General features: G+C 73.3%; 15 protein-coding genes. 11 read left to right on the top strand and 4 right to left on the bottom strand.

The window, feature by feature from the left end; all coding sequences use genetic code 11:
* Positions 1-54: 54 nt before the first annotated feature.
* Positions 55-930, top strand: a complete 876-nt coding sequence (gene mutM / locus ACSMX9_RS22345; RefSeq protein WP_445396368.1) for a bifunctional DNA-formamidopyrimidine glycosylase/DNA-(apurinic or apyrimidinic site) lyase — start codon at positions 55-57, stop codon at positions 928-930.
* Between the two features lie 14 nt (positions 931-944).
* Here mutM and ACSMX9_RS22350 read toward each other — a convergent pair whose 3' ends face one another.
* Positions 945-2,078 carry an IS630 family transposase gene (locus ACSMX9_RS22350; protein ID WP_445396370.1) on the bottom strand — a complete coding sequence of 378 codons (1,134 nt, stop codon included), beginning with the start codon at positions 2,076-2,078 and terminating at the stop codon, positions 945-947.
* Positions 2,079-2,161: 83 nt separating this feature from the next.
* A complete protein-coding gene (locus tag ACSMX9_RS22355; protein WP_445396372.1) occupies positions 2,162-3,478 on the bottom strand; it encodes a CAP domain-containing protein in 1,317 nt (438 codons plus the stop codon).
* A gap of 135 nt (positions 3,479-3,613) precedes the next feature.
* On the opposite strand from ACSMX9_RS22355, the gene ACSMX9_RS22360 reads away from it, so the two are divergent.
* From ACSMX9_RS22360 to ACSMX9_RS22375, 4 genes are all read left to right on the top strand, one after another.
* Positions 3,614-3,895, top strand: coding sequence for an acylphosphatase (locus ACSMX9_RS22360; RefSeq protein ID WP_445396374.1), 282 nt, complete (start codon positions 3,614-3,616; stop codon positions 3,893-3,895).
* Between the two features lie 380 nt (positions 3,896-4,275).
* A complete protein-coding gene (locus ACSMX9_RS22365) occupies positions 4,276-4,485 on the top strand; it encodes a hypothetical protein (RefSeq protein ID WP_389894231.1) in 210 nt (69 codons plus the stop codon).
* A 291-nt stretch (positions 4,486-4,776) separates the two neighbouring features.
* Positions 4,777-8,352 (top strand): chromosome segregation protein SMC, encoded by a 3,576-nt coding sequence (gene smc / locus ACSMX9_RS22370; protein ID WP_445396376.1) that lies wholly within the window; start codon positions 4,777-4,779, stop codon positions 8,350-8,352.
* A gap of 192 nt (positions 8,353-8,544) precedes the next feature.
* Positions 8,545-9,957, top strand: coding sequence for a sugar porter family MFS transporter (locus ACSMX9_RS22375; protein ID WP_445396378.1), 1,413 nt, complete (start codon positions 8,545-8,547; stop codon positions 9,955-9,957).
* A 33-nt stretch (positions 9,958-9,990) separates the two neighbouring features.
* On the opposite strand, the gene ACSMX9_RS22380 is transcribed toward ACSMX9_RS22375, so the two are convergent.
* Positions 9,991-11,226, bottom strand: coding sequence for a GNAT family N-acetyltransferase (locus ACSMX9_RS22380; RefSeq protein ID WP_445396380.1), 1,236 nt, complete (start codon positions 11,224-11,226; stop codon positions 9,991-9,993).
* A gap of 130 nt (positions 11,227-11,356) precedes the next feature.
* On the opposite strand from ACSMX9_RS22380, the gene ftsY reads away from it, so the two are divergent.
* Positions 11,357-12,565: a signal recognition particle-docking protein FtsY gene (gene ftsY / locus ACSMX9_RS22385; protein WP_445396382.1), complete on the top strand. Its 1,209-nt coding sequence runs from the start codon at positions 11,357-11,359 to the stop codon at positions 12,563-12,565.
* A 114-nt stretch (positions 12,566-12,679) separates the two neighbouring features.
* Here ftsY and ACSMX9_RS22390 read toward each other — a convergent pair whose 3' ends face one another.
* The gene (locus ACSMX9_RS22390; protein WP_445396384.1) at positions 12,680-13,366 is read right to left on the bottom strand and encodes a bifunctional DNA primase/polymerase; all 687 of its coding nucleotides are present in this window, start codon (positions 13,364-13,366) and stop codon (positions 12,680-12,682) included.
* 472 nt (positions 13,367-13,838) lie between these two features.
* Between ACSMX9_RS22390 and nsdA the strand changes: the two genes are divergently transcribed.
* The 5 genes from nsdA (at position 13,839) to ffh (ending at position 21,429) form a co-directional block, all read left to right on the top strand.
* Positions 13,839-15,311, top strand: coding sequence for a transcriptional repressor NsdA (gene nsdA, locus ACSMX9_RS22395; protein ID WP_351248890.1), 1,473 nt, complete (start codon positions 13,839-13,841; stop codon positions 15,309-15,311).
* A gap of 243 nt (positions 15,312-15,554) precedes the next feature.
* A complete protein-coding gene (locus tag ACSMX9_RS22400) occupies positions 15,555-16,910 on the top strand; it encodes an ammonium transporter (protein ID WP_445396386.1) in 1,356 nt (451 codons plus the stop codon).
* Positions 16,907-17,245, top strand: coding sequence for a P-II family nitrogen regulator (locus tag ACSMX9_RS22405; RefSeq protein WP_445396388.1), 339 nt, complete (start codon positions 16,907-16,909; stop codon positions 17,243-17,245). Before ACSMX9_RS22400 ends, ACSMX9_RS22405 begins: the two co-directional genes overlap by 4 nt.
* Before the next feature lie 64 nt (positions 17,246-17,309).
* Positions 17,310-19,796 carry a [protein-PII] uridylyltransferase gene (locus ACSMX9_RS22410; protein ID WP_445403065.1) on the top strand — a complete coding sequence of 829 codons (2,487 nt, stop codon included), beginning with the start codon at positions 17,310-17,312 and terminating at the stop codon, positions 19,794-19,796.
* Between the two features lie 91 nt (positions 19,797-19,887).
* The gene (ffh, locus tag ACSMX9_RS22415) at positions 19,888-21,429 is read left to right on the top strand and encodes a signal recognition particle protein (protein WP_351248873.1); all 1,542 of its coding nucleotides are present in this window, start codon (positions 19,888-19,890) and stop codon (positions 21,427-21,429) included.
* The last annotated feature ends 17 nt before the right edge of the window (positions 21,430-21,446 follow it).

Here is a 21,446-nt window from a genome sequence, read left to right on the forward strand (position 1 = left end):
GAGGGGGCGGGCGCTCACGCCGTCCGCACCCCACCGTCGACCGAGGACGCGCCCATGCCCGAACTGCCGGAAGTCGAAGTGGTGCGGCGGGGACTGGCCCGCTGGGTCGCCGAACGGACCGTCGCCGAGGTCGAGGTGCGCCATCCGCGCGCCGTGCGCCGGCACCTCGCTGGGGCCGAGGACTTCGCGCGCCGCCTGGTCGGCGAACGCATCGGCGTCCCGCAGCGCCGGGGCAAGTACCTGTGGCTCCCGCTGCACGGTCCGGAGCCCACCGGCTCCGACACCGCCGTCCTGGCCCACCTGGGCATGAGCGGCCAACTGCTGGTCCAACCGCACGCCGCCCCCGACGAGAAGCACCTTCGGCTGCGGGTCCGCTTCGCCGACCCCACCGACACCGAGCTGCGCTTCGTCGACCAGCGCACCTTCGGCGGGCTCAGCCTGCACGACACCACCGCGGACGGCCTGCCGGACGTGATCGCGCACATCGCCCGCGACCCGCTCGACCCGCTCTTCGACGACGCCGCCTTCCGGACGGCACTGCGCCGCCGGCGCACCACCGTCAAGCGGGCCCTGCTGGACCAGTCCCTGATCAGCGGCGTCGGCAACATCTACGCCGACGAGGCGCTGTGGCGGACCAAGCTGCACTACGACCGTCCCACCGCCACCCTCACCGCGCCCCGCACCACCGAACTGCTCGGTCACGTCCGGGACGTCATGAACGCGGCCCTCGCCGTCGGCGGCACCAGCTTCGACAGCCTCTACGTCAACGTGAACGGGGAGTCCGGCTACTTCGACCGCTCCCTGGACGCCTACGGGCGGGAGGGGCTGCCCTGCCGCCGCTGCGGCACCCCCGTCGCCCGCCGGGCCTGGATGAACCGCTCCAGCTACTACTGCCCCCGCTGCCAGCGGCCGCCCCGCACCACGGGGTGAGGCCTAGTGCCGTATCAGGCAACGTTCGCCCTGGTGACGAGTTCGCGTAGCCGCTGATCGGCGGTGTGCTTGTTCCGCCAGATGATGTAGCGGCGGATCATGCTGCCTTGGGCTTTGTGGCTGGGGTGGTCGGTGCCGTCGAGGGCGAAGTAGCGCAGGGCGGTGAACTGGGCTTCGATCCGGTTGAGCCAGGAGCTGTTGGTCGGGGTGTAAACGATCTCGACGTTGTTCGCCGCGGCCCAGGCTCCGAGACGCTGGCACCGCTTGGTCGTCAGGTGCGGTGAGTAGTTGTCGCAGACGATCGCGATGCGCACGTCGATCGGGTGGAGCGAGCGCAGGTAGCGGCAGAACTCCAGGAACTTGGAGCGGTTCTTGGTCTTCTTGATGTGGCCGTAGAGCCGGTTCTTGCCGAGGTCGTAGGCGGCGAACAGGTGCCGCACCCCGTGCGGGCGGGTGTAGGTCGCCCGTAGCCGGGGCCGGGGTTCGCGGTTGGGGTCCTTGTGCCGGCCGCCGCGTTCGGCCCACTGGCGGCCGGGGCGGGGCCGGAGGTTGAGCGGCCCGAACTCGTCCAGGCAGTAGACGACGTCGGGCTCGCCCTCCTCGGGTATGACCTCGCCGTCGGCGATTGCGTAGAGGTGCTCGACCCTTGCCTTCTTGGCGGCGTAGTCGGGGTCGCGGGAGGTCTTCCAGGTCTTCACGCGTTGAAACGAGACGCCCTCCTCACGGAGCAGGACCCGAAGGCCCTCGTGGCTGATGTCGTCGACCACCCCCTCGGCGACCAGGAAGTCGGCCAGCTTGGCCAGACTCCAAGTCGAGAACGGCAAGCCGTGTTCGGCCGGCCTGGACTTGGCGGTCTTCTTGATCTCCCGGCGCTCGGGCAAGGTGAACGTCCTCGGCCTGCCGCCCCGGTACTTCGGGTAGAGAGAGTCGAAACCGTCCACGTTGAAGTTGTGGATCACATCCCGGACCCGGTCCGGGCTGGTGAACGACCCCTCCGCGATCTTCGCCACGGACATGCGCTGGGCGGACAGCAGCACCGTCTGGGCCCGCCGCCAGGTCACCACGGAACCGGTACACCTGCGGACGATCCGCAGCAGCCGACTGCCCTCGTCGTCATCGATCTCACGGACCTGCACGCGTTCAGCCACGTGATCATTCTGACCGCCCAGCGCCACCCGCCGCAGTAACCGCGCCATACGTCACGACAGGGCGAACGTTGCCTGATACGGCACTAGTAACCGAAGTTCTGCGTCCACCAGGGGCCGCCGGAGGCGAAGTGGGCGCCGACGCCGAGGGTCTTGAAGTCGCAGTTCAGGATGTTGGCCCGGTGGCCCGGGCTGTTCATCCAGGCATCCATCACCGCTGCCGCGTCCGCCTGGCCGCGGGCGATGTTCTCCCCGCCGAGACCGTCGATGCCGGCCGCCGCCGCCCGGTCCCAGGGACTGTCCCCGTCCGGGTCGGTGTGGTCGAAGAAGCCCCGCGCGGCCATGTCCCGGCTGAAGCCCTCCGCGAGCCGCGCCAACTCGTCATCGGCGCCGAGCGGTTGGCACCCGACCTTCGCCCGTTCCTGGTTGACCAGGGCCAGCACCTGGGCCTCCGCGGTGCCGCCGGTCGGCACCTCCGCGGCCGGCGGGGGCGCCACCGGGGTCGACGGGGCGGGCTTCGGCGCCGGAGTGGAGGGCTTGGGGGGCGTCGCCGGGGCGGTCGTCGGACGCTCGGCGGGGGTGGTCCGCTGCGGCGCGGGTTCCTTCGCGGTGGGGGCGGCGGGCTCCGGCGGCGCCTGCGAGGGCTTCGCGGCCTCCCGGTGCTCCCGGTCGGCCCCGCCCTGCTTGCCCGGGTCCGTGGTCGGCTTCATCGGGGCCGAGGGCGGGGCGGGCACCGCCTCGGACGGCGTCGGGGTGGCGCTGGTGCCGCCGTTGCTGGCGACCCCGTTCGGCGTCTCGCCGGTGCGCACCCGGTCGGCCGCGTCGTTGACCTTGGTGGCGTCGCCGTTCGGCAGCACCCCGGCGGCCACGGCCACCGCGCCCAGCGCCACCGCCGCGGACACCCCGAGCAGTCCGGTGCGCACCGGGGCGGAGACCCGGCCCCGGGGCTTGCGGCGTGCGGCGGAGCGACCCTCGGGGCCCGGCACCAGCGGCAGGGCCGCGGTCACCGGTTCCACCGGCTCGGGCTCCGGACGGGCGGCTTCGGCCCAGAAGACGTCGGGGGCGCTCAGATCGGGGAAGCCGTCCGCCGCGCTGCCGCTCCCGCTGCCCGCGTAGCCGGCCAGGCCCCGTCCGTAGGCGGAGGAACCGCCGTAGACGGCGTCGTACCGGTGGTGGTCGGTGCCGCCGTAGCCGGCCGGGTCGGGGTGGTCCCCCCGTGCGGTCGCGGGTCCGCCGTCGTCCGGCTGCGGCACGTAAGGGCGGGCCACGCCGGCGGGGTCGTCGGGGGAGGGGTGCGCGGCGGGATCGGGCGTGCCCCGGCCGAACCACGGGTCGGGCGCGCCCTGCGGGGAGCCGTCACCGCCGGGGGTGGGTCCGGCGGTGGATCGTCGGTGGCGTCCCATGTCCTGTCCCGGCCTTTCGTTCCGTGCGGTCAATGCGACTCCCCCATTCGGGTGAGGCTCATTGCGTCGGGACGGTACCCCATGGCAGATGTGGACGAAGTGTCCATAGGGCATTTCGAGGGCTACCGTGCAGCCATGACGGAAGACGTGCGGCTCACCGCATGGGTACGCGGCCGGGTACAGGGAGTGGGTTTCCGCTGGTACACGAGGGCCAGGGCATTGGAGATCGGGGGGCTGAGTGGTTTTGCTCTCAATTTGGAGGACGGCCGGGTGCAGGTCGTCGCCGAGGGCTCCCGGGGCGACTGCACGGCACTCCTGGAATGGCTCAGGACGGGCGACACGCCGGGCCGGGTGGACGGGGTGACGGAGATATGGGGCACACCGCGGGCCGGGTACGACGGCTTCGCGATCCGCTGAGGGGTTGCTCCGCCCGGGAAACGGGACGCCCCCGCAACGGGGGCTCGGAGGGCGGGGCGGCGGGGAGAAGTGCCAGGTGGTTGCCGAGGAGGGCCGGCCGTGACAGGCTCGCGGCGACGATGATCGACACGCCCCCGGGGCCCCGCAGGTCGGTGCTCGGCCGCTTCTGCTGCGGCCGTCGGCCCCCGGGCCGCCCACCGGCACGGGGCGTGATCGTGTTGACCGTCAAACTTTTTGGTGAGACTCTGGAAGCCCCGCGCACCTTAGCTGTTTGGCATGGAAGAACGGCAGCGAAAACTCAAGAGTGCCAAGCACCGCGGGTGCGAATCCTTCGACCCACACCGCTTCGGTCGGTCACTCATTGTGGAGGACCATCCATCATGGCAAAGGCGCTTCTCGGTTACGTCGGCGGCTCCGACCCGCGACTCCTCGCCGAGATGCGACGGCTCCAGCAGCGCGTCCAGGACCTTGAGTCCGAGCTCGTACGGATTCAGGCCGAGAACGACGCGTTGGCGGCTGCCGCTTCTCACGACAGCGACTCGCTCCTCAAGAGCATCGACGTACCCCAGGCGGAGCCTGCGCTCACCTGACCACCCTGCTGAGCCCCGCTGACACGTGGTCGGGCTGCCCCACTCGTCAAGACCGTGATCGCTCGCCCGATCTGCAAGGGACGCTTCGGCGTCCCTTCTGTCATGTGGCCCCGGCCGGCCCCCCTCCTTCACCGTTACCGTCTGATGTGCCCTGCGGGTTCCCCGGTGAAACCGCGCCATCGGATCGCGTCCCGGACGCGCACGCCCTCCGTCCGTGCGGTGGCGACGCCCCCGCGCCTCGACGTTCCACCTCACGGGGCGTCCTAAGGGGGAGGGGTAGAGTCCGGGGGCGTGCACCTCAAGGCCCTCACCCTGCGCGGTTTCAAGTCCTTCGCCTCCGCCACCACCCTGCGCTTCGAACCGGGCATCACCTGCGTCGTCGGACCGAACGGTTCCGGCAAGTCCAACGTCGTGGACGCCTTGAGCTGGGTCATGGGCGAGCAGGGCGCCAAGTCCCTGCGCGGCGGCAAGATGGAGGACGTCATCTTCGCCGGGACCACCGGCCGCCCTCCGCTGGGGCGTGCCGAAGTCTCCCTCACGATCGACAACTCCGACGGCGCCCTGCCGATCGAATACGCCGAAGTGACGATTACCCGGACCATGTTCCGCAACGGCGGTAGCGAATACCAGATCAACGGGGACACCTGTCGACTCCTCGACATCCAGGAATTGCTCTCCGACTCCGGAATCGGCCGCGAAATGCACGTGATCGTCGGCCAGGGACAACTCGACTCCGTGCTGCACGCCGACCCCTCCGGTCGGCGGGCCTTCATCGAGGAGGCCGCCGGTGTCCTCAAGCACCGCAAGCGCAAGGAGAAGGCGCTGCGGAAGCTCGACGCCATGCAGGCCAATCTGGCCCGGGTCCAGGACCTCACCGACGAACTGCGCCGCCAACTCAAGCCCCTGGGCCGGCAGGCCGCCGTCGCCCGCCGGGCCGCCGTCATCCAGGCGGACCTGCGGGACGCCCGCCTCCGGTTGCTCGCCGACGACCTGGTGACCCTGCGCCGGGCGCTCGCCACCGAGATCGCGGACGAGGCCGAGCTGAAGCGCCGCAAGGAGGCCGCCGAGGAACAGCTCGGGGCCGCGTCGAAGCGGGAGGGGGAGTGGGAGGACCGGGTCCGACGACTGACCCCCCGCCTGCAACGCGCCGCGCAGACCCACGTGGACCTCTCCCGACTCGTCGAACGGGTCCGCGGCACGGTCTCCCTCGCCGACGCCCGGGTCACCAGCGCCCGGGCGGCACCGCCCGAGGAGCGCCGTGGTCGGGACCCCGAGGACCTGGAGCGCGAGGCCGCCCGCGTCCGCGAGCAGGAGGCGGAACTGACCGCCGCCCTCGAAGCCGCCGCCCGAGCGCTGGAGGACACCGTCGCCCACCGTGCGGAACTCGAAGGCTCCCTGCTGGCCGAGGAACGCCGCCTCAAGGACGTGGCCCGCGCCATCGCCGACCGCAGGGACGGGCTTGCCCGGTTGAACGCCCGGGTCGGCGCCGCCCGCAGCCGCGCCGCCGCCACCGCGGCCGAGATCGACCGGCTCGCCGCGGCCCACGAAGCCGCGCAGGAACGTGCCGCCAGTGCCCGGGACGAACACCAGCGGCTGCACGCCGAGGTCGAGGGCCACCACGCCGGGGAGGAGGAACTCGCCGCCCGCCACGCCGCGGCCCGCGCGGACCTCGCCGCGGCCGAGACCGCGCTCGCCGGGGCCCGGGAGGCGGCCACCGACGCCGACCGTCGGCGCGCCGCGCTCGCCGCCCGCCACGACGCCCTCGCCCTAGGACTGCGCCGCAAGGACGGCACCGCCGCCCTGCTCGCCGCGCAGGACGCCCCGCCCGGGCTGCTCGGTCCCGCCGCGGAACTCCTCACGGTCGCCCCCGGGCACGAGGTCGCGGTGGCAGCGGCGTTCGGCGCGGCCGCCGACGCCCTTGCCGTGACCTCCCCGGCCCGGGCCGTCGAGGCCCTGCGCCACCTGCGCAAACAGGAGGCCGGCCGGGCCGCCCTGCTGCTGGCCGACGCTCCCGAACCGGCGGCCCGGGCCCCCCGTCCCGCACTGCCCGGCAACCCCCCGCACGCGGCCGACCTGGTGCACGGCCCGGCCGAACTGCTGCCTGCGGTGCGGCGCCTGCTCACCGGTTACGTCGTCGTGCCGACCCTGGACGACGCCGAGGACCTGGTCCGCGCCCACCCCGAACTCGTGGCCGTCACCGCCGAGGGCGACCTCCTGGGAGCCCATCTCGCGCACGGCGGCTCCGCCGGGGCGCCCAGCCTGATCGAGGTGCAGGCGTCCGTGGCCGAGGCCGCGGCCGAACTCACCGCGCTCGACGCCCGGTGCGCGGCGCTCGCCGAGGCCCACGACGCCGCCCGAGACCACCGCGCGGCCTGCGCCGCCCGGGTCGAGGACCTCGCCGAGCAGCGGCGCGCCGCCGACCGTGCCGCCTCCTCCGTCGCCCAGCAACTCGGTCGGCTCGCCGGCCGGGCGCGCGGGGCCGCCGAGGAGGCCGACCGCGCCCGGGCCGCCGCCGACCGGGCCCGGGAGGCGTCCGAGGAAGCCCGGGCCGAGGCCGAGGAGGTGGCCGAACGCCTCGCCGTCGCCGAGGAGGACGCTGCCGTCGCCGAGGAGGGCGAGGAGCCCGACACCCAGACCCGCGACCGGCTCGCCGCCGACGGGGCGAACGCCCGTCAGACGGAGATGGAGGCCCGCCTCGCGGTCCGTACCCACGAAGAGCGGGTCAAGGGCCTGGCCGGGCGGGCCGAGGGCCTCGACCGGGCGGCCCGCGCCGAACGCGAGGCCCGGGCCCGGGCCGAGCGCCGTGCCGCCCGGCTGCGCCACGAGGCGACCGTGGCCGCCGCGGTCGCCGCGGGCGCCCGGCAACTCCTCGCCCACGTCGAGGTGTCCCTGGCCCGGGCGGAGGAGGAGCGGGGCGCCGCCGAGCGGGCCCGGGCCGCCGGGGAACGGGAACTGGCCGCCGCCCGCGACACCGGACGCACCCTGAAGGACGAGCTGGACCGGCTGACCGACTCGGTGCACCGGGGCGAGGTGCTGGGCGCCGAGAAGCGACTGCGCATCGAACAGGTGGAGACCCGGGCGCTGGAGGAACTGGGCGTGGAGCCCGCCGTGCTGGTCGACGAGTACGGCCCCGACCGGCCGGTGCCGCCGTCCCCGTCCGCCGAGGGCGAGGAACCGCCCGAGGACCCCGACCACCCGCGCAACCGCCCGCGCCCGTTCGTCCGGGCCGAGCAGGAGAAGCGGCTCGCCGCCGCCGAGCGCGCCCATCAGCAGCTCGGGAAGGTGAATCCGCTGGCCCTGGAGGAGTTCGCGGCGCTGGAGGAGCGCCACCAGTTCCTCAGCGAGCAGCTCGCCGACCTGAAGAAGACCCGCACCGACCTGCTCCAGGTGGTCAAGGACGTCGACGCCCGCGTGGAGCGGGTCTTCACGGAGGCGTACCGGGACACCGCGCGGGAGTTCGAAGGGGTGTTCGCGCGGCTGTTCCCCGGCGGCGAGGGCCGCTTGGTCCTCACCGACCCGGACTCCATGCTGACCACCGGAGTGGACGTGGAGGCCCGCCCGCCGGGCAAGAAGGTCAAGCGGCTCTCCCTGCTCTCCGGCGGCGAACGGTCGCTGACCGCCGTCGCCCTGCTGGTGTCGATCTTCAAGGCCCGGCCCAGCCCGTTCTACGTGATGGACGAGGTCGAGGCCGCCCTCGACGACACCAACCTCCAGCGCCTCATCGGCATCATGCGCGAACTCCAGGAGGCGTCCCAGCTCATCGTCATCACCCATCAGAAGCGGACGATGGAGGTGGCAGACGCGCTCTACGGGGTGTCCATGCAGGGCGACGGCATCTCGAAGGTCATCAGCCAGCGGCTGCGCTGAACCGGAGCGCCGACCGCCGGGCGGGCGGTGTGCACCGGCGACGACCGGGTACGCGCCGGACCACGTTCACCCGTTGAGGGGAGGCGGCGGACCCGTCCCGCGGCAGGTGGGCCGTCCCGGTGGTGGGCGGCCGTGACCTGTGCCCCACTGGAAGGGCCCCGCCCGCCCCGCCTGCCCGAGGAGCAGTGAGACGTGACCCGTGCAGCGAACCCGTCCGACCCCCGCGCGGCCCACCCCGAACACCTCGGGCACGTGGTGTTCATCGCGGCGTCGGCGGCCATGGGCGGCTTCCTGTTCGGCTACGACAGTTCCGTCATCAACGGGGCCGTGGAAGCCATCCGCGACCGCTACGACATCGGCTCGGCGGCGCTCGCCCAGGTCATCGCCATCGCCCTGATCGGCTGTGCGATCGGGGCGGCGACCGCTGGCCGGATCGCGGACCGGATCGGCCGCATCCGCTGCATGCAGATCGCCGCGGTGCTCTTCATGATCAGCGCGATCGGATCGGCGCTGCCGTTCGCCCTCTACGACCTGGCGTTCTGGCGGATCATCGGCGGCTTCGCCATCGGCATGGCCTCGGTCATCGGCCCCGCGTACATCGCCGAGGTCTCCCCGCCCGCCTACCGGGGCCGGCTCGGTTCGTTCCAGCAGGCCGCCATCGTGATCGGCATCGCGACCTCCCAACTCGTCAACTGGGGCATCCTCCAGGCCGCCGACGGCGACCAGCGCGGCGAGCTGCTCGGCGTGGAGGCGTGGCAGGTGATGCTGGGGGTCATGGTGGTCCCGGCCGCGCTGTACGGGCTGCTCTCCTTCGTCATCCCGGAGTCCCCGCGCTACCTGATCTCGGTCGGCAAACGGGACCGGGCCCGCGCCGTGCTCCAGGAGGTCGAGGGGGACGAGGGGAACCTCGACGCCCGCATCGTCGAGATCGAGGAGAAGCTGCGCCGCGAGCACAAGCCCACCTTCAAGGACCTGCTCGGCGGGCGGTTCTGGTTCCTGCCGATCGTGTGGGTCGGCATCGGACTCTCCGCGTTCCAGCAGTTGGTGGGCATCAACGTGGCCTTCTACTACTCGTCCACGCTGTGGCAGTCGGTCGGCGTCGACCCCACGGACTCCTTCTTCTACTCCTTCACCACGTCGATCATCAACATCGTGGGCACCGTCGTCGCCATGATCTTCGTGGACCGGATCGGCCGCCGTCCGCTGGCGCTCATCGGCTCGGTCGGCATGGTGATCGGGCTGGCGACGGAGGCGTGGGCCTTCAGCTACGACCTGGTGGACGGAAAGCTGCCGGAGACCCAGGGCTGGGTGGCGCTGATCGCCGCCCACTGGTTCGTCTTCTTCTTCGCGATGTCCTGGGGCGTGGTCGTCTGGGTCTTCCTCGGCGAGATGTTCCCCAACCGCATCCGCGCCGCCGCCCTGGGCGTCGCCGCCTCCGCCCAGTGGATCGCCAACTGGGCCATCACCGCGACCTTCCCCTCGTTGGCCGACTGGAACCTCTCCGCCACCTACGTCATCTACGCCTGCTTCGCCACCCTCTCGATCCTGTTCGTGCTGCGGTTCGTCAAGGAGACCAAGGGCAAGACGCTGGAGGAGATGGGCTGAGGTCCCGCGGCCCGGGCGGCCACGGGACCCCGCTCAGAACTCGTCCGAGGTGTGCGGCAGCAGAGCCGTGCGGGACGCCGCCCCGAACAGGGCCGCCGCGCCCGGCCGGTGCTCCGTGACCAGGCCCGCGCGCAGCAACTCGGCCGGGTCGGCGTCGCCGAGGTAGCAGGCGGCCAGCTCCCGGACGTCCAGCGTCAGGTCCGCCGCGTCCCCGGTGGCGGTCACCCGGGCCCGGTGCGCCTCCCCGTCCGGCTTCGCCGTCACCCGGTAGCGGCCGGCGTTGTCGGGCACCCCCGCGTCGGTCACCTCCAGCACCAGGTCCAGCGGCGCCGACCAGGTGCGGCCCTCCAACGCGGCCGGCACGTCGACCAGCCGCAGCCACAGCGCCGGGAACTCGCGGGTGACGTCGACCTGGTCGCGGTCGGCGCTGAAACGCAGCAGCGGGTCGTCCAGCGGACGCCCCCAGGCCCGTACCCTGTCCACCAGGTCGATCGACACCAGATAGCGCCACAGGGCCGCCGCTACCTGCGGGGACTCCGCCTCCAGCTCGGCCACGTGGGCGGTGCCGCGCCCCTCGTCGTCGGACTTGGTCCGGTACACCACGTACCCCGCCGGCGCCCGGCCCGGATCGCCCAGGGTCACCACCCGGGGCTCCGACATGTCCTCGTCCTCCTCGAAGGTCTCCGGCAGGACGTGGGTGCGCCACCACCACTCGTCCCGGGAGACCCGGCCCGCCCGCTCCCGGCGGGCCGCCCCGTGCAGGGCGCCGATCGTCTCGGACGCGGTGGCGAACGGCACCAGGCGCAGCGGGCGGTCGTCGGGCTCGATCCGCAGGTCCAGCGGATGGGTGGCGTCGATGGTGACCGTGTACGCACGGGTCGCCGGGTCGCAGCCGAAGCGACCGTAGATGGTGGCCTCCGACACCCACAGCGCCGCCAGCGGGCGTCGCTGGGCCGCACAGCGGCGCCACAGCTCGTCGATCATGCCGGTGAGGACGCCCCGGCGGCGGTGGGTGGGGGCGACGGAGACGAAGGTCACGCCCGCCGCGGGCAGCTCGCCGCCGGGGACGGACAGGTCGAAGTGGTGGGCGGCCAGCAGCCCGACCAGGTCCTCGCCCTCGTAGGCGCCGATGCGCTCGCAGCGGGCGAGGATCTCGCGGTGGCCGGCGCGGGCCTCGTCCTCCGGGGACTTCTCCAGGAAGACCAGGTAGTGAAGGTCCAGGGCGCGGTCGAGGTCGGTCTCGGGAATCGTGCGGTACTCCACGGTCATGGCCGCGACGCTAACCCGGGCCGCGGCGGCGGGTCTTCCGGTTTTCTGCCGCGGCAACGCGCCGGCCGGCCCGCCGGGATCGCTTCCTACGCCCGCCACCGGGCCCGGGTGGTCGATACTGGAGGGCGTTATGGACATCGTCATTCTTGCTGTAGTCATCGCCGTGGTGGCGCTCGGGACGATCGGCGCCCTGGTGGTCGGCAGCCGCCGCAAGCGGCCGTTGCCCCCGCCGCCGAGCACACCCGACCTCACCGCCCCGCCGGCCGAACCCCGGGTCGGCGAAGAGGCCGAGCCTCCCCGAGAGGAGCCCCGCCGCACCGTCGACGAGGTCCCGTTGCCCGGGCCCTCGACCGCGGTCGAGCCCGCCGCGGAACCCGTGGTCGAGGAGCCCGCGGCACCGTCGATCGAGGTGCCGGAGCCGACCGCGGGCCGGTTGGTGCGGCTGCGCGCCCGGCTCTCCCGATCCCAGAACGCCCTCGGCAAGGGCCTGCTGACCCTGCTCTCCCGGGAGCACCTCGACGAGGACACCTGGGAGGAGATCGAGGACACCCTCCTCACCGCCGACGTGGGCGTCCAGCCCACCCAGGAACTGGTCGAGCGGTTGCGCGAACGGGTCAAGGTGCTGGGCACCCGCACCCCCGAGGAGCTGCGCGCCCTGCTGCGCGAGGAACTGCTGACCCTGCTGGTGCCGGACTTCGACCGGGCCGTCAACACCGAGTCGGGGCTCGACACGCCCGGCATCGTGATGGTCGTGGGCGTGAACGGCACCGGCAAGACCACCACCACCGGCAAGCTCGCCCGGGTGCTCGTCGCGGACGGCAAGGACGTGGTCCTGGGCGCGGCCGACACCTTCCGGGCCGCCGCCGCCGACCAGCTCCAGACCTGGGGCGAGCGGGTGGGCGCCCGGACCGTGCGCGGCCCCGAGGGCGGGGACCCCGCCTCCATCGCGTTCGACGCGGTCAAGGAGGGCATCCGGGACGGCGCCGACGTCGTCCTGATCGACACCGCCGGACGGTTGCACACCAAGACCGGCCTCATGGACGAACTGGGCAAGGTCAAGCGGGTCGTCGAGAAGCACGCCCCGCTGGACGAGGTGCTGCTGGTCCTGGACGCGACCACCGGACAGAACGGCCTGGTGCAGGCCCGGGTCTTCGCCGAGGTGGTGGACATCACCGGGATCGTGCTGACCAAGCTGGACGGCACCGCCAAGGGCGGCATCGTGATCGCCGTCCAGCGGGAACTGGGCGTACCGGTGAAGCTGGTGGGCCTCGGCGAGGGCGCGGACGACCTCGCACCCTTCGAGCCCGAGGCGTTCGTGGATGCGCTTATCGGGGAGTAACGGCGGCCGCGGTGCGGCTGGCCGGCCGGCCCAGCGGGCCCGGCGGCGTCGGGGACGGACCGTCCGTCCCCGACGCCGCCGGGCCCTCGTCGTGCGCGGGGTCGCCGCCGTCCGTCAGCGCCGGCTGCGGTGCGCCGCGTGCCCGAGGGCCCCGAGCACCAGGCGCGCCTCCGGCGGGCCGGCCGTGCGCCAGCAGGGGGTCCGGAGCCAGCGGACCGGGCCGCGGCCGCCCCGGTCGGAGGGCGGTGCGGTGATGTGGTCACCGGGCCCGAGCGCGCGCAGGTCGAGCGCCGCGCCGTCCCAGCCCATGCGGTACAGCAGCCGGGGCAGGCCCACCGCCGCCCCGGGGGCCACCAGGAACTGGGCGCGGCCCTGGGGCGTGGCGACGACCGGGCCGAGCGGCAACCCCATCCGCTCCAACCGGACCAGGGCGCGCCGGCCCGCGGTCTCGCCCACCTCCAGCACGTCGAAGGTCCGCCCCACCGGCAGCATGAGCGTGGCGTGCGGGAAGCCGGCCCAGACGCGGGTCACCTCGTCGAGCGTGGCACCGGCGGGGACCACCGGCGCGGTGGCCAGGGGGTGGGCGCCCGGTGCGCGGCAGACCCCCGGCGGGCCGGGGGCGCTCCCCCGGGCCACCGGCGGGCGCCCGCAGGAGCAGCCGTTCGCGGTGGCCCGGGCACCGGGCACCACGTCCCAACCCCACAGTCCGGTGAACTCCGCCGCCGCCGTGCACTCGCCGGTGCGTCCGCGGCGCCACGAACCCGACCGGATGTCACGGATGCCGCCGATCGTGAAGTTCATGCCTCCTCCAACAGGTGCTGCCCGCCGCTGGTTACGACGTCACGGGTCAAGCGACGATCACGATATGGGTTCGTGTCGTCACCATCCGTCTTCGTCATGCCCCGTCAAACGAGGTTTCTGACGGCGCTCAAGCGCACGTCCGGTGGTGCGCGCTGAATTCCGCGCCCCTGTGCGCATCACTCCGCCGTTCCCGGCGCGCATGCGTCAAGTCAAGCGTGTGGAAAGGTAGTCGGGTTCATGCGAAGGGGTGGCGAATGGTGGCGTTTCCTCGGCCCGCCTCCCGGTAGGGTGACCATCGGATTACTTTCGGTAGAGGTTCCCGGGGGCATTCCCGTCCGGTGGCGGGACGGTCGCGGTCGGCTCCCCGTTCGAAGGGTGACGGACGTCCGACGGTGCGCGAGGGCGCGCGACATCCTGATAGGGCTTGGGCTGGAAGTGGCGGACACATGGTGTGACGGATGGGGGCGTTCCGGTGGGCGGCAACGGTGACGGCGGTTCGAGCGGGGAGAAGCGCCCGAACGAGATGCTGGGCTCGTGGTTTACCCGAAGTGGCTGGTCCAAAGGCGAGTTGGCGCGCCAAGTGAACCGCAGGGCAAGGGAATTGGGCGCCAACCACATTTCCACCGACACCTCCCGGGTGCGCCGGTGGCTGGACGGGGAGAACCCGCGCGAGCCGATTCCGCGCATCCTGTCCGAGTTGTTCTCCGAACGGTTCGGCTGCGTGGTGACGGTCGAGGACCTCGGGCTGCGCACCCCGCACCAGGCGCCGTCCGTCGCCGGTGTCGACCTCCCCTGGACCGGACCCCAAACGGTGGCGCTCATCGGGGAGTTCTCCCGCAGCGACCTGATGCTCGCCCGTCGGGGCTTCCTCGGCGCCTCGCTCGGACTGGCCGCCGGGCCCGCCCTGATCGAGCCCATGCAACGCTGGCTGGTGCCCACCCCCAGCGCCCCCCAGCCGGAGCCCGACCCCGCCACCCTGCGCCGTGGACAGCGGCTCTCCGCGGTGGAGTTGGACCTGCTGGAGTCCACCACCAGGATGTTCCGGCAGTGGGACGCCCAGTGCGGCGGCGGGCTGCGCCGCAAGGCGGTCGTCGGGCAACTCCACGAGGTCACCGACCTCCTCCAGGAGCCCCAACCCGCGGCCACCGGCAAGCGCCTGTTCAAGGTCGCGGCCGAACTCGCCGAACTCGCCGGCTGGATGAGCTACGACGTGGGCCTGCAACCCACCGCCCAGAAGTACTTCGTGCTCGCCCTGCACGCCGCCAAGGAGGCCGGTGACAAGCCGCTCGGCTCCTACATCCTGTCCAGCATGAGCCGGCAGATGATCCACCTCGGCCGACCCGACGACGCCCTGGAACTCGTCCACCTCGCCCAGTACGGCAGCCGTGACTGCGCCGGGTTCCGCACCCAGTCGATGCTGTATGCGATGGAGGCCCGCGCCTACGCCAACATGGGCCAGCCGAGCAAGGTGAAGCGGGCCGTGCGGATGGCCGAGGACGCCTTCGCCGACGCCCGGGACTCCACCGAGCCCGAGCCGGACTGGATCGGTTTCTTCAGCGAGGCCGAGCTGAACGGCGAGAACTCCCACTCCTACCGCGACCTCGCCTACGTCGCCGGGCGCAGCCCCACCTACGCGGCGCTCGCCGAGCCGGTGATGCAGCGGGCCGTCGACCTCTTCGCCCGCGACGCCGACCACCAGCGGTCCTACGCGCTCAACCTCATCGGCATGGCGACCGTCCACCTCCTCCAGAAGGAGCCCGAGCGGAGCGTCCACCTCGCCGACCAGGCCCTCGCGGTCGCCAAGCGGGTGCGGTCGGAGCGGGTCAACACCCGCATCCGCAAGACGGTCGACAACGCCGTACGGGAGTACGGCCACCTCAGCGAGGTCGTCGAGCTCACCGAGCGGCTCGCCGTGCAGCTCCCGGAGCACGCCGAAGCGGTGTGACCGGCCGCGCGGGACCCGGCCCCCGGCCCGGGTCCCGCCGTCCGGGGGCGTTCACCCACGCGTAACACCCCCGGTCCCTTCGTCACCGGCGTGAAACAGCCCGCGGCATCCACCGAAACGGCGCCGCGCGAGCCTTCGGCGTACGAGAGGGCGACCAACGCCACCCCGGCGCCCCCGCGGCCACCCCTCACGCCACCCTCGACCCCGCTCCCGCGGGGTCCGCTCCACGACGAGGAGACGCCGATGCCCCCAGGCATCCCGCTCGCCGCAGACGTCCCGACGCTGTCTGCCGCCAACACCGGGTTCATGCTCATCTGCTCCGCGCTGGTCATGCTGATGACCCCCGCGCTCGCCTTCTTCTACGGAGGCATGGTCCGCGTCAAGTCCACCCTGAACATGCTGATGATGAGCTTCGTCAGCCTGGGCATCGTCACCGTGCTGTGGGTGCTGTACGGCTTCTCGATCGCCTTCGGCACCGACAGCGCCGGCCTGATCGGCTGGTCCCCGGAGTACCTCGGCCTCAGCGGGATCGGACTCACCGAACTGTGGGACGGCTACACCGTCCCCGTGTACGTCTTCGCCGTCTTCCAGCTCATGTTCGCCGTGCTCACCCCGGCCCTGATCAGCGGTGCCCTCGCCGACCGGGTCAAGTTCGGCGCCTGGGCGCTGTTCGTCGCGCTGTGGGCCACCGTCGTCTACTTCCCCGTCGCCCACTGGGTGTGGGGCACCGGCGGCTGGGCCTTCGAGATGGGCGTCATCGACTTCGCCGGCGGCACCGCCGTGCACATCAACGCGGGCGCCGCCGCCTTCGCCGTGATCCTGGTCATCGGCAAGCGCGTCGGCTTCAAGAAGGACCCGATGCGCCCGCACTCGCTGCCCCTCGTGATGCTCGGCGCCGGACTGCTGTGGTTCGGCTGGTTCGGCTTCAACGCCGGGTCCTGGCTCGGCAACGACGACGGCGTCGGCGCACTGATGTTCGTCAACACCCAGGTGGCCACCGCCGCCGCCATGCTGGCCTGGCTCGGCTACGAGAAGCTGCGGCACGGCGCCTGCACCACCCTCGGCGCGGCCTCCGGCGCGGTCGCCGGACTCGTCGCCATCACCCCCGCCGGCGGCTCCAGCTCCCCGCTCGGCTCGCTCGCCATCGGCGCCGTCGCCGGCGTGCTGTGCGCCATGGCCGTCGGCCTCAAGTACCGGTTCGGCTACGACGACTCCCTCGACGTCGTCGGCGTCCACCTCGTCGGCGGCATCGCCGGCTCCGTCCTGGTCGGCTTCTTCGCCACCGGCGGCGGCCAGTCCGAGGCCAAGGGCCTCTTCTACGGCGGCGGGTTCGACCAGCTCGGGAAGCAACTCGCTGGCGTCGGGGGCGTCCTCCTGTACTCCTTCGTCGCCTCCGCGCTCCTCGCCCTGCTCCTCGACCGGACCATCGGCATGCGGGTCGACGAGGAGGACGAGGTCGCCGGGATCGACCGCACCGAGCACGCCGAGACCGCCTACGACTTCAGCGGCGCCGGCGGCGGCAGCGCCACCCCGAAGGCCACCCCCGCCCGCAGCACCGCAACCGCTCCCGCCGGGTCCCACGAGAAGGTCGACGCATGAAGCTCATCACCGCGGTCGTCAAGCCGCACCGACTCGACGAGATCAAGGAAGCCCTCCACGCGTTCGGCGTGCACGGGCTGACCGTCACCGAAGCCAGCGGCTACGGACGCCAGCGCGGCCACACCGAGGTCTACCGGGGCGCCGAGTACACCGTCGACCTCGTCCCCAAGATCCGCATCGAGGTGCTGGCCGAGGACGACGACGCCGACCAACTCGTCGACGTCATCGTCCGGGCCGCCCGGACTGGCAAGATCGGCGACGGCAAGGTCTGGTCCGTCCCCGTCGACACCGCCGTGCGCGTCCGGACCGGCGAACGGGGCCCGGACGCCCTGTGACCCGGCCCCGGCCGGAGGGACGACCGTGGGGGGAACGAGAGAACGGAGCCGCTGGGTGACCACCGTGGACCAGCACCGCACGACCCCGGAGCCCCACGAGGGCCCCGGGGGCCCCGCACCCAGCGGCTACGCGGCGGCCCGCGTGCGCCTGCTGCACGGCAGGTCCCGCACCGGACCCGAACGCCGCGCCGCCCTCTCCTCCCTCACCGACGACTGGCTCGCCGCCCTCTTCGGCGCCGCCGCCGGCGAGCGACGGGGCGTCAGCCTCGTCGCCGTCGGCGGCTACGGACGCGGGGAGCTCTCCCCGCGCAGCGACCTCGACCTGCTCCTGCTGCACGAGGGCGGCGACCCGCGCCGCACCGCCGCCCTCGCCGACCGCCTCTGGTACCCCGTCTGGGACCTCGGGCTCGCCCTCGACCACGCCGTGCGCACCCCCGCCGAGACCCGCCGCGCCGCCACCGACGACCTCAAGGTCCACCTCGGCCTCCTCGACGCCCGCCACCTCGCCGGCGACCCGGACCTCAGCGCCCGCGTCCGCACCACCGCCCTCGCCGACTGGCGCAACCGGGCCGCCACCCGACTGCCCCGGCTGCGGGAGCTGTGCGCCGCGCGCGCCGCCCGCCACGGCGAACTCGCCCACCTCCTCGAACCCGACCTCAAGGAAGCCCGCGGCGGCCTGCGCGACGCCACCGTGCTGGCCGCGGTCGCCGCCTCCTGGCTCGCCGACGCCCCCCGCCACGGGCTCGACGAAGCCCGCCGTCGCCTCCTCGACGCCCGGGACGCGCTCCACCTGGTCACCGGCCGCGCCACCGACCGCCTCGCCCTCCAGGAACAGGACCAGGTCGCCACCGCCCTCGGCCTGCTGGACGCCGACGCCCTGCTGCGCCAGGTCTACGAGGCCGCCCGCGTCCTCTCCTACGCCACCGAGACCACCTGGCGCGAGGTCGGCCGGGTGGTCCGAGCCCGCAGCGCCCGCCCCCGGCCGCGCACCCTCCTCGGCGCCCGCCGCACGGCCCCCGACCCGGCCCGCACCCCGCTCGCCGAAGGCGTCGTGGAACACGACGGCGAAGCCGCCCTCGCCCGCAGCGCCCGCCCCGAACGCGACCCCGTGCTGCCGCTGCGCGCCGCCGCCGCGGCGGCCCAGGCCGGACTGCCGCTCTCCCCGCACGCGGTGCGCCACCTCGCCCGCTGCGCCCCCGCCCTCCCGGTGCCCTGGCCCGCCGAAGCCCGCGAACAGTTCGTCACCCTCCTCGGCGCCGGCCGCCCCGCGGTCGCGGTCTGGGAGGCCCTGGAGGCGGGCAACCTGGTCACCCGCCTCCTCCCCGACTGGGATCGGGTGCGCTGCCGGCCCCAACGCAATGCCGTCCACACCTGGACCGTGGACCGCCACCTCGTCGAGACCGCGGTCCACGCCGCCGCCCTCACCCGCCGGGTGGCCCGCCCCGACCTGCTGCTCACCGCCGCGCTGCTGCACGACATCGGCAAGGGCTGGCCCGGAGACCACGCGGTCACCGGCGCCACCATCGCCCGCGACACCGCCCTCCGCCTCGGCTTCGCCCCCGCCGACACCGAGGTCCTCGCCACCCTCGTCCGCCACCACCTGCTGCTCGTCGACACCGCCACCCGCCGCGACCTCGACGACCCGGCCACCGTCGGCACCGTCGCCCGGGCCGTCCGCAGCACCGGCACGCTGGAACTGCTGCACGCCCTCACCGAAGCCGACGCCCTCGCCACCGGCCCCGCCGCCTGGTCCGCCTGGCGCGCCACCCTCGTCGCCGACCTGGTGCGCCGGGTCGCCGCGCGGCTGGACGGGTCCGCCCCCGCCCCGCCCGCCGGCCCGGCCGAGCCCACCGCGGAACAGGAACGGCTCGCCGTCGAAGCGCACCGCACCGGCGGTCCGGTGCTCGCCCTGCGCGCCCCGCAGCCGCCCGCCGCGCGGCCCGAGGAACCGGCCGGGGGCTCCGAGCCGCTGGGCGCCGAACTGCTGGTCGCGGTCGTCGACCGGCCCGGCGTCCTGCCCGCCGTCGCCGGGGTCCTCGCCACCCACCGGCTCACCGTGCGCACCGCGGAACTGCGCACCCTGACCCCGCCCACCGCCCCGCCCCCCGCGGACGGGGCCGGCGATCCGGTGCTGCTCCTGGAGTGGCGGGTCGCCGCCCAGTACGGGTCCCTCCCGCAGGCCGAGCGGCTCCGCGCCGACCTGGTGCGCGCCCTGGACGGTTCGCTCGACGTGGGCGCCCGCCTCGCCGAACGGGACGCCGCCCGCCCCCGGCGGGGCGTCGTCACCCCGCCGCCCCGGGTGACGGTCGTGGCCGACGCCTCCCGCCGGGCGACCGTGATCGAGGTCCGGGCCCAGGACGCCCCCGGGCTGCTGCACCGGATCGGCCGGGAGCTGGAGCGGGCCGGGGTGCGGGTGCGCAGTGCCCATGTGAGCACCCTGGGCGCCAGCGCCGTGGACGCCTTCTACGTCAGCGATCCGGACGGGGCGCCGCTGGCCGCGGAGCGGGCGGCCGACCTGGCGCGGTTGCTGGAGCGGGCGTTGCGGGGGTGACCCCGTCCCGGGAGGGGCCCGTCGCGGGTCGGACCGATTACCCTGGGGGACGACCTGTCCGCCACCTTCGACCCGAGGATTCGCGACCGCCGTGTTCGACACTCTCCAGGATCGCCTCGCAGCGACATTCAAGAACCTCCGCGGCAAGGGTCGCCTCAGCGAGGCGGACATCGACGCCACCGCGCGGGAGATCCGCATCGCCCTCCTTGAGGCGGACGTGGCGCTGCCCGTCGTGCGGGCCTTCATCAAGCAGGTCAAGGAGCGGGCGTCCGGCGTCGAGGTGTCGCAGGCGCTCAACCCGGCCCAGCAGGTCATCAAGATCGTCAACGAGGAACTCGTCGGCATCCTCGGCGGCGAGACCCGGCGACTGCGGTTCGCGAAGACCGCACCGACCGTGATCATGCTCGCCGGCCTCCAGGGCGCGGGCAAGACCACCCTCGCCGGCAAGCTCGGCCACTGGCTCAAGGGCCAGGGCCACAGCCCGCTGCTGGTCGCCTGCGACCTCCAGCGCCCCAACGCCGTCAACCAGCTCAGCGTGGTCGCCGAGCGCGCCGGGGTCGGCGTGTACGCCCCGCAGCCCGGCAACGGCGTGGGCGACCCGGTGCAGGTCGCCAAGGACTCCATCGAGTACGCGCGCGCCAAGCAGTACGACGTCGTCGTCGTCGACACCGCCGGACGCCTCGGCATCGACCAGGAGTTGATGCAGCAGGCGGCTGACATCCGGGACGCCGTCTCCCCGGACGAGGTGCTGTTCGTCGTCGACGCGATGATCGGTCAGGACGCCGTCAACACCGCGGAGGCGTTCCGCGACGGCGTGGGCTTCGACGGCGTCGTGCTGTCCAAGCTCGACGGCGACGCCCGCGGCGGTGCCGCACTGTCGATCGCGCACGTCACCGGCCGTCAGATCATGTTCGCCTCCAACGGCGAGAAGCTGGACGACTTCGACGCCTTCCACCCGGACCGGATGGCCTCGCGCATCCTGGGCATGGGCGACGTGCTCACCCTGATCGAGAAGGCCGAGCAGACCTTCTCGCAGCAGGAGGCCGAGAAGATGGCCTCCAAGCTCGCCTCCAGCAAGGGCAAGGACTTCACGCTCGACGACTTCCTGGCCCAGATGGAGCAGGTCCGCAAGATGGGCTCCATCAGCAAGTTGCTCGGGATGCTGCCCGGCATGGGGCAGATCAAGGACCAGATCAACAACCTCGACGAGCGGGACGTGGACCGCACTGCCGCGATCATCAAGTCGATGACGCCCGCGGAGCGTCAGGACCCCACGATCATCAACGGCTCCCGCCGGGCCCGGATCGCCCGTGGTTCCGGGGTCGAGGTCAGCGCGGTGAAGAACCTGGTGGAGCGGTTCTTCGAGGCGCGCAAGATGATGTCGCGGATGGCCCAGGGCGGCGGCATGCCCGGGATGCCCGGCATCCCCGGCATGGGCGGCGGCCCGGGGCGCCAGCGGAAGAAGCCGAAGGCGGCCAAGGGCAAGCAGCGCTCCGGCAACCCGATGAAGCGCAAGCAGGAGGAGGCGGAGGCGGCCGCCCGGCGCGAGCAGGCCGGTGCCGCCTTCGGGGCGCCCGGGCAGGTGCCGCAGGACTTCGAGTTGCCGGACGAGTTCAAGAAGTTCATGAAGTGACCCGGGGGCGGTGATCC

This window comes from Streptomyces sp. LE64 (assembly GCF_052606915.1).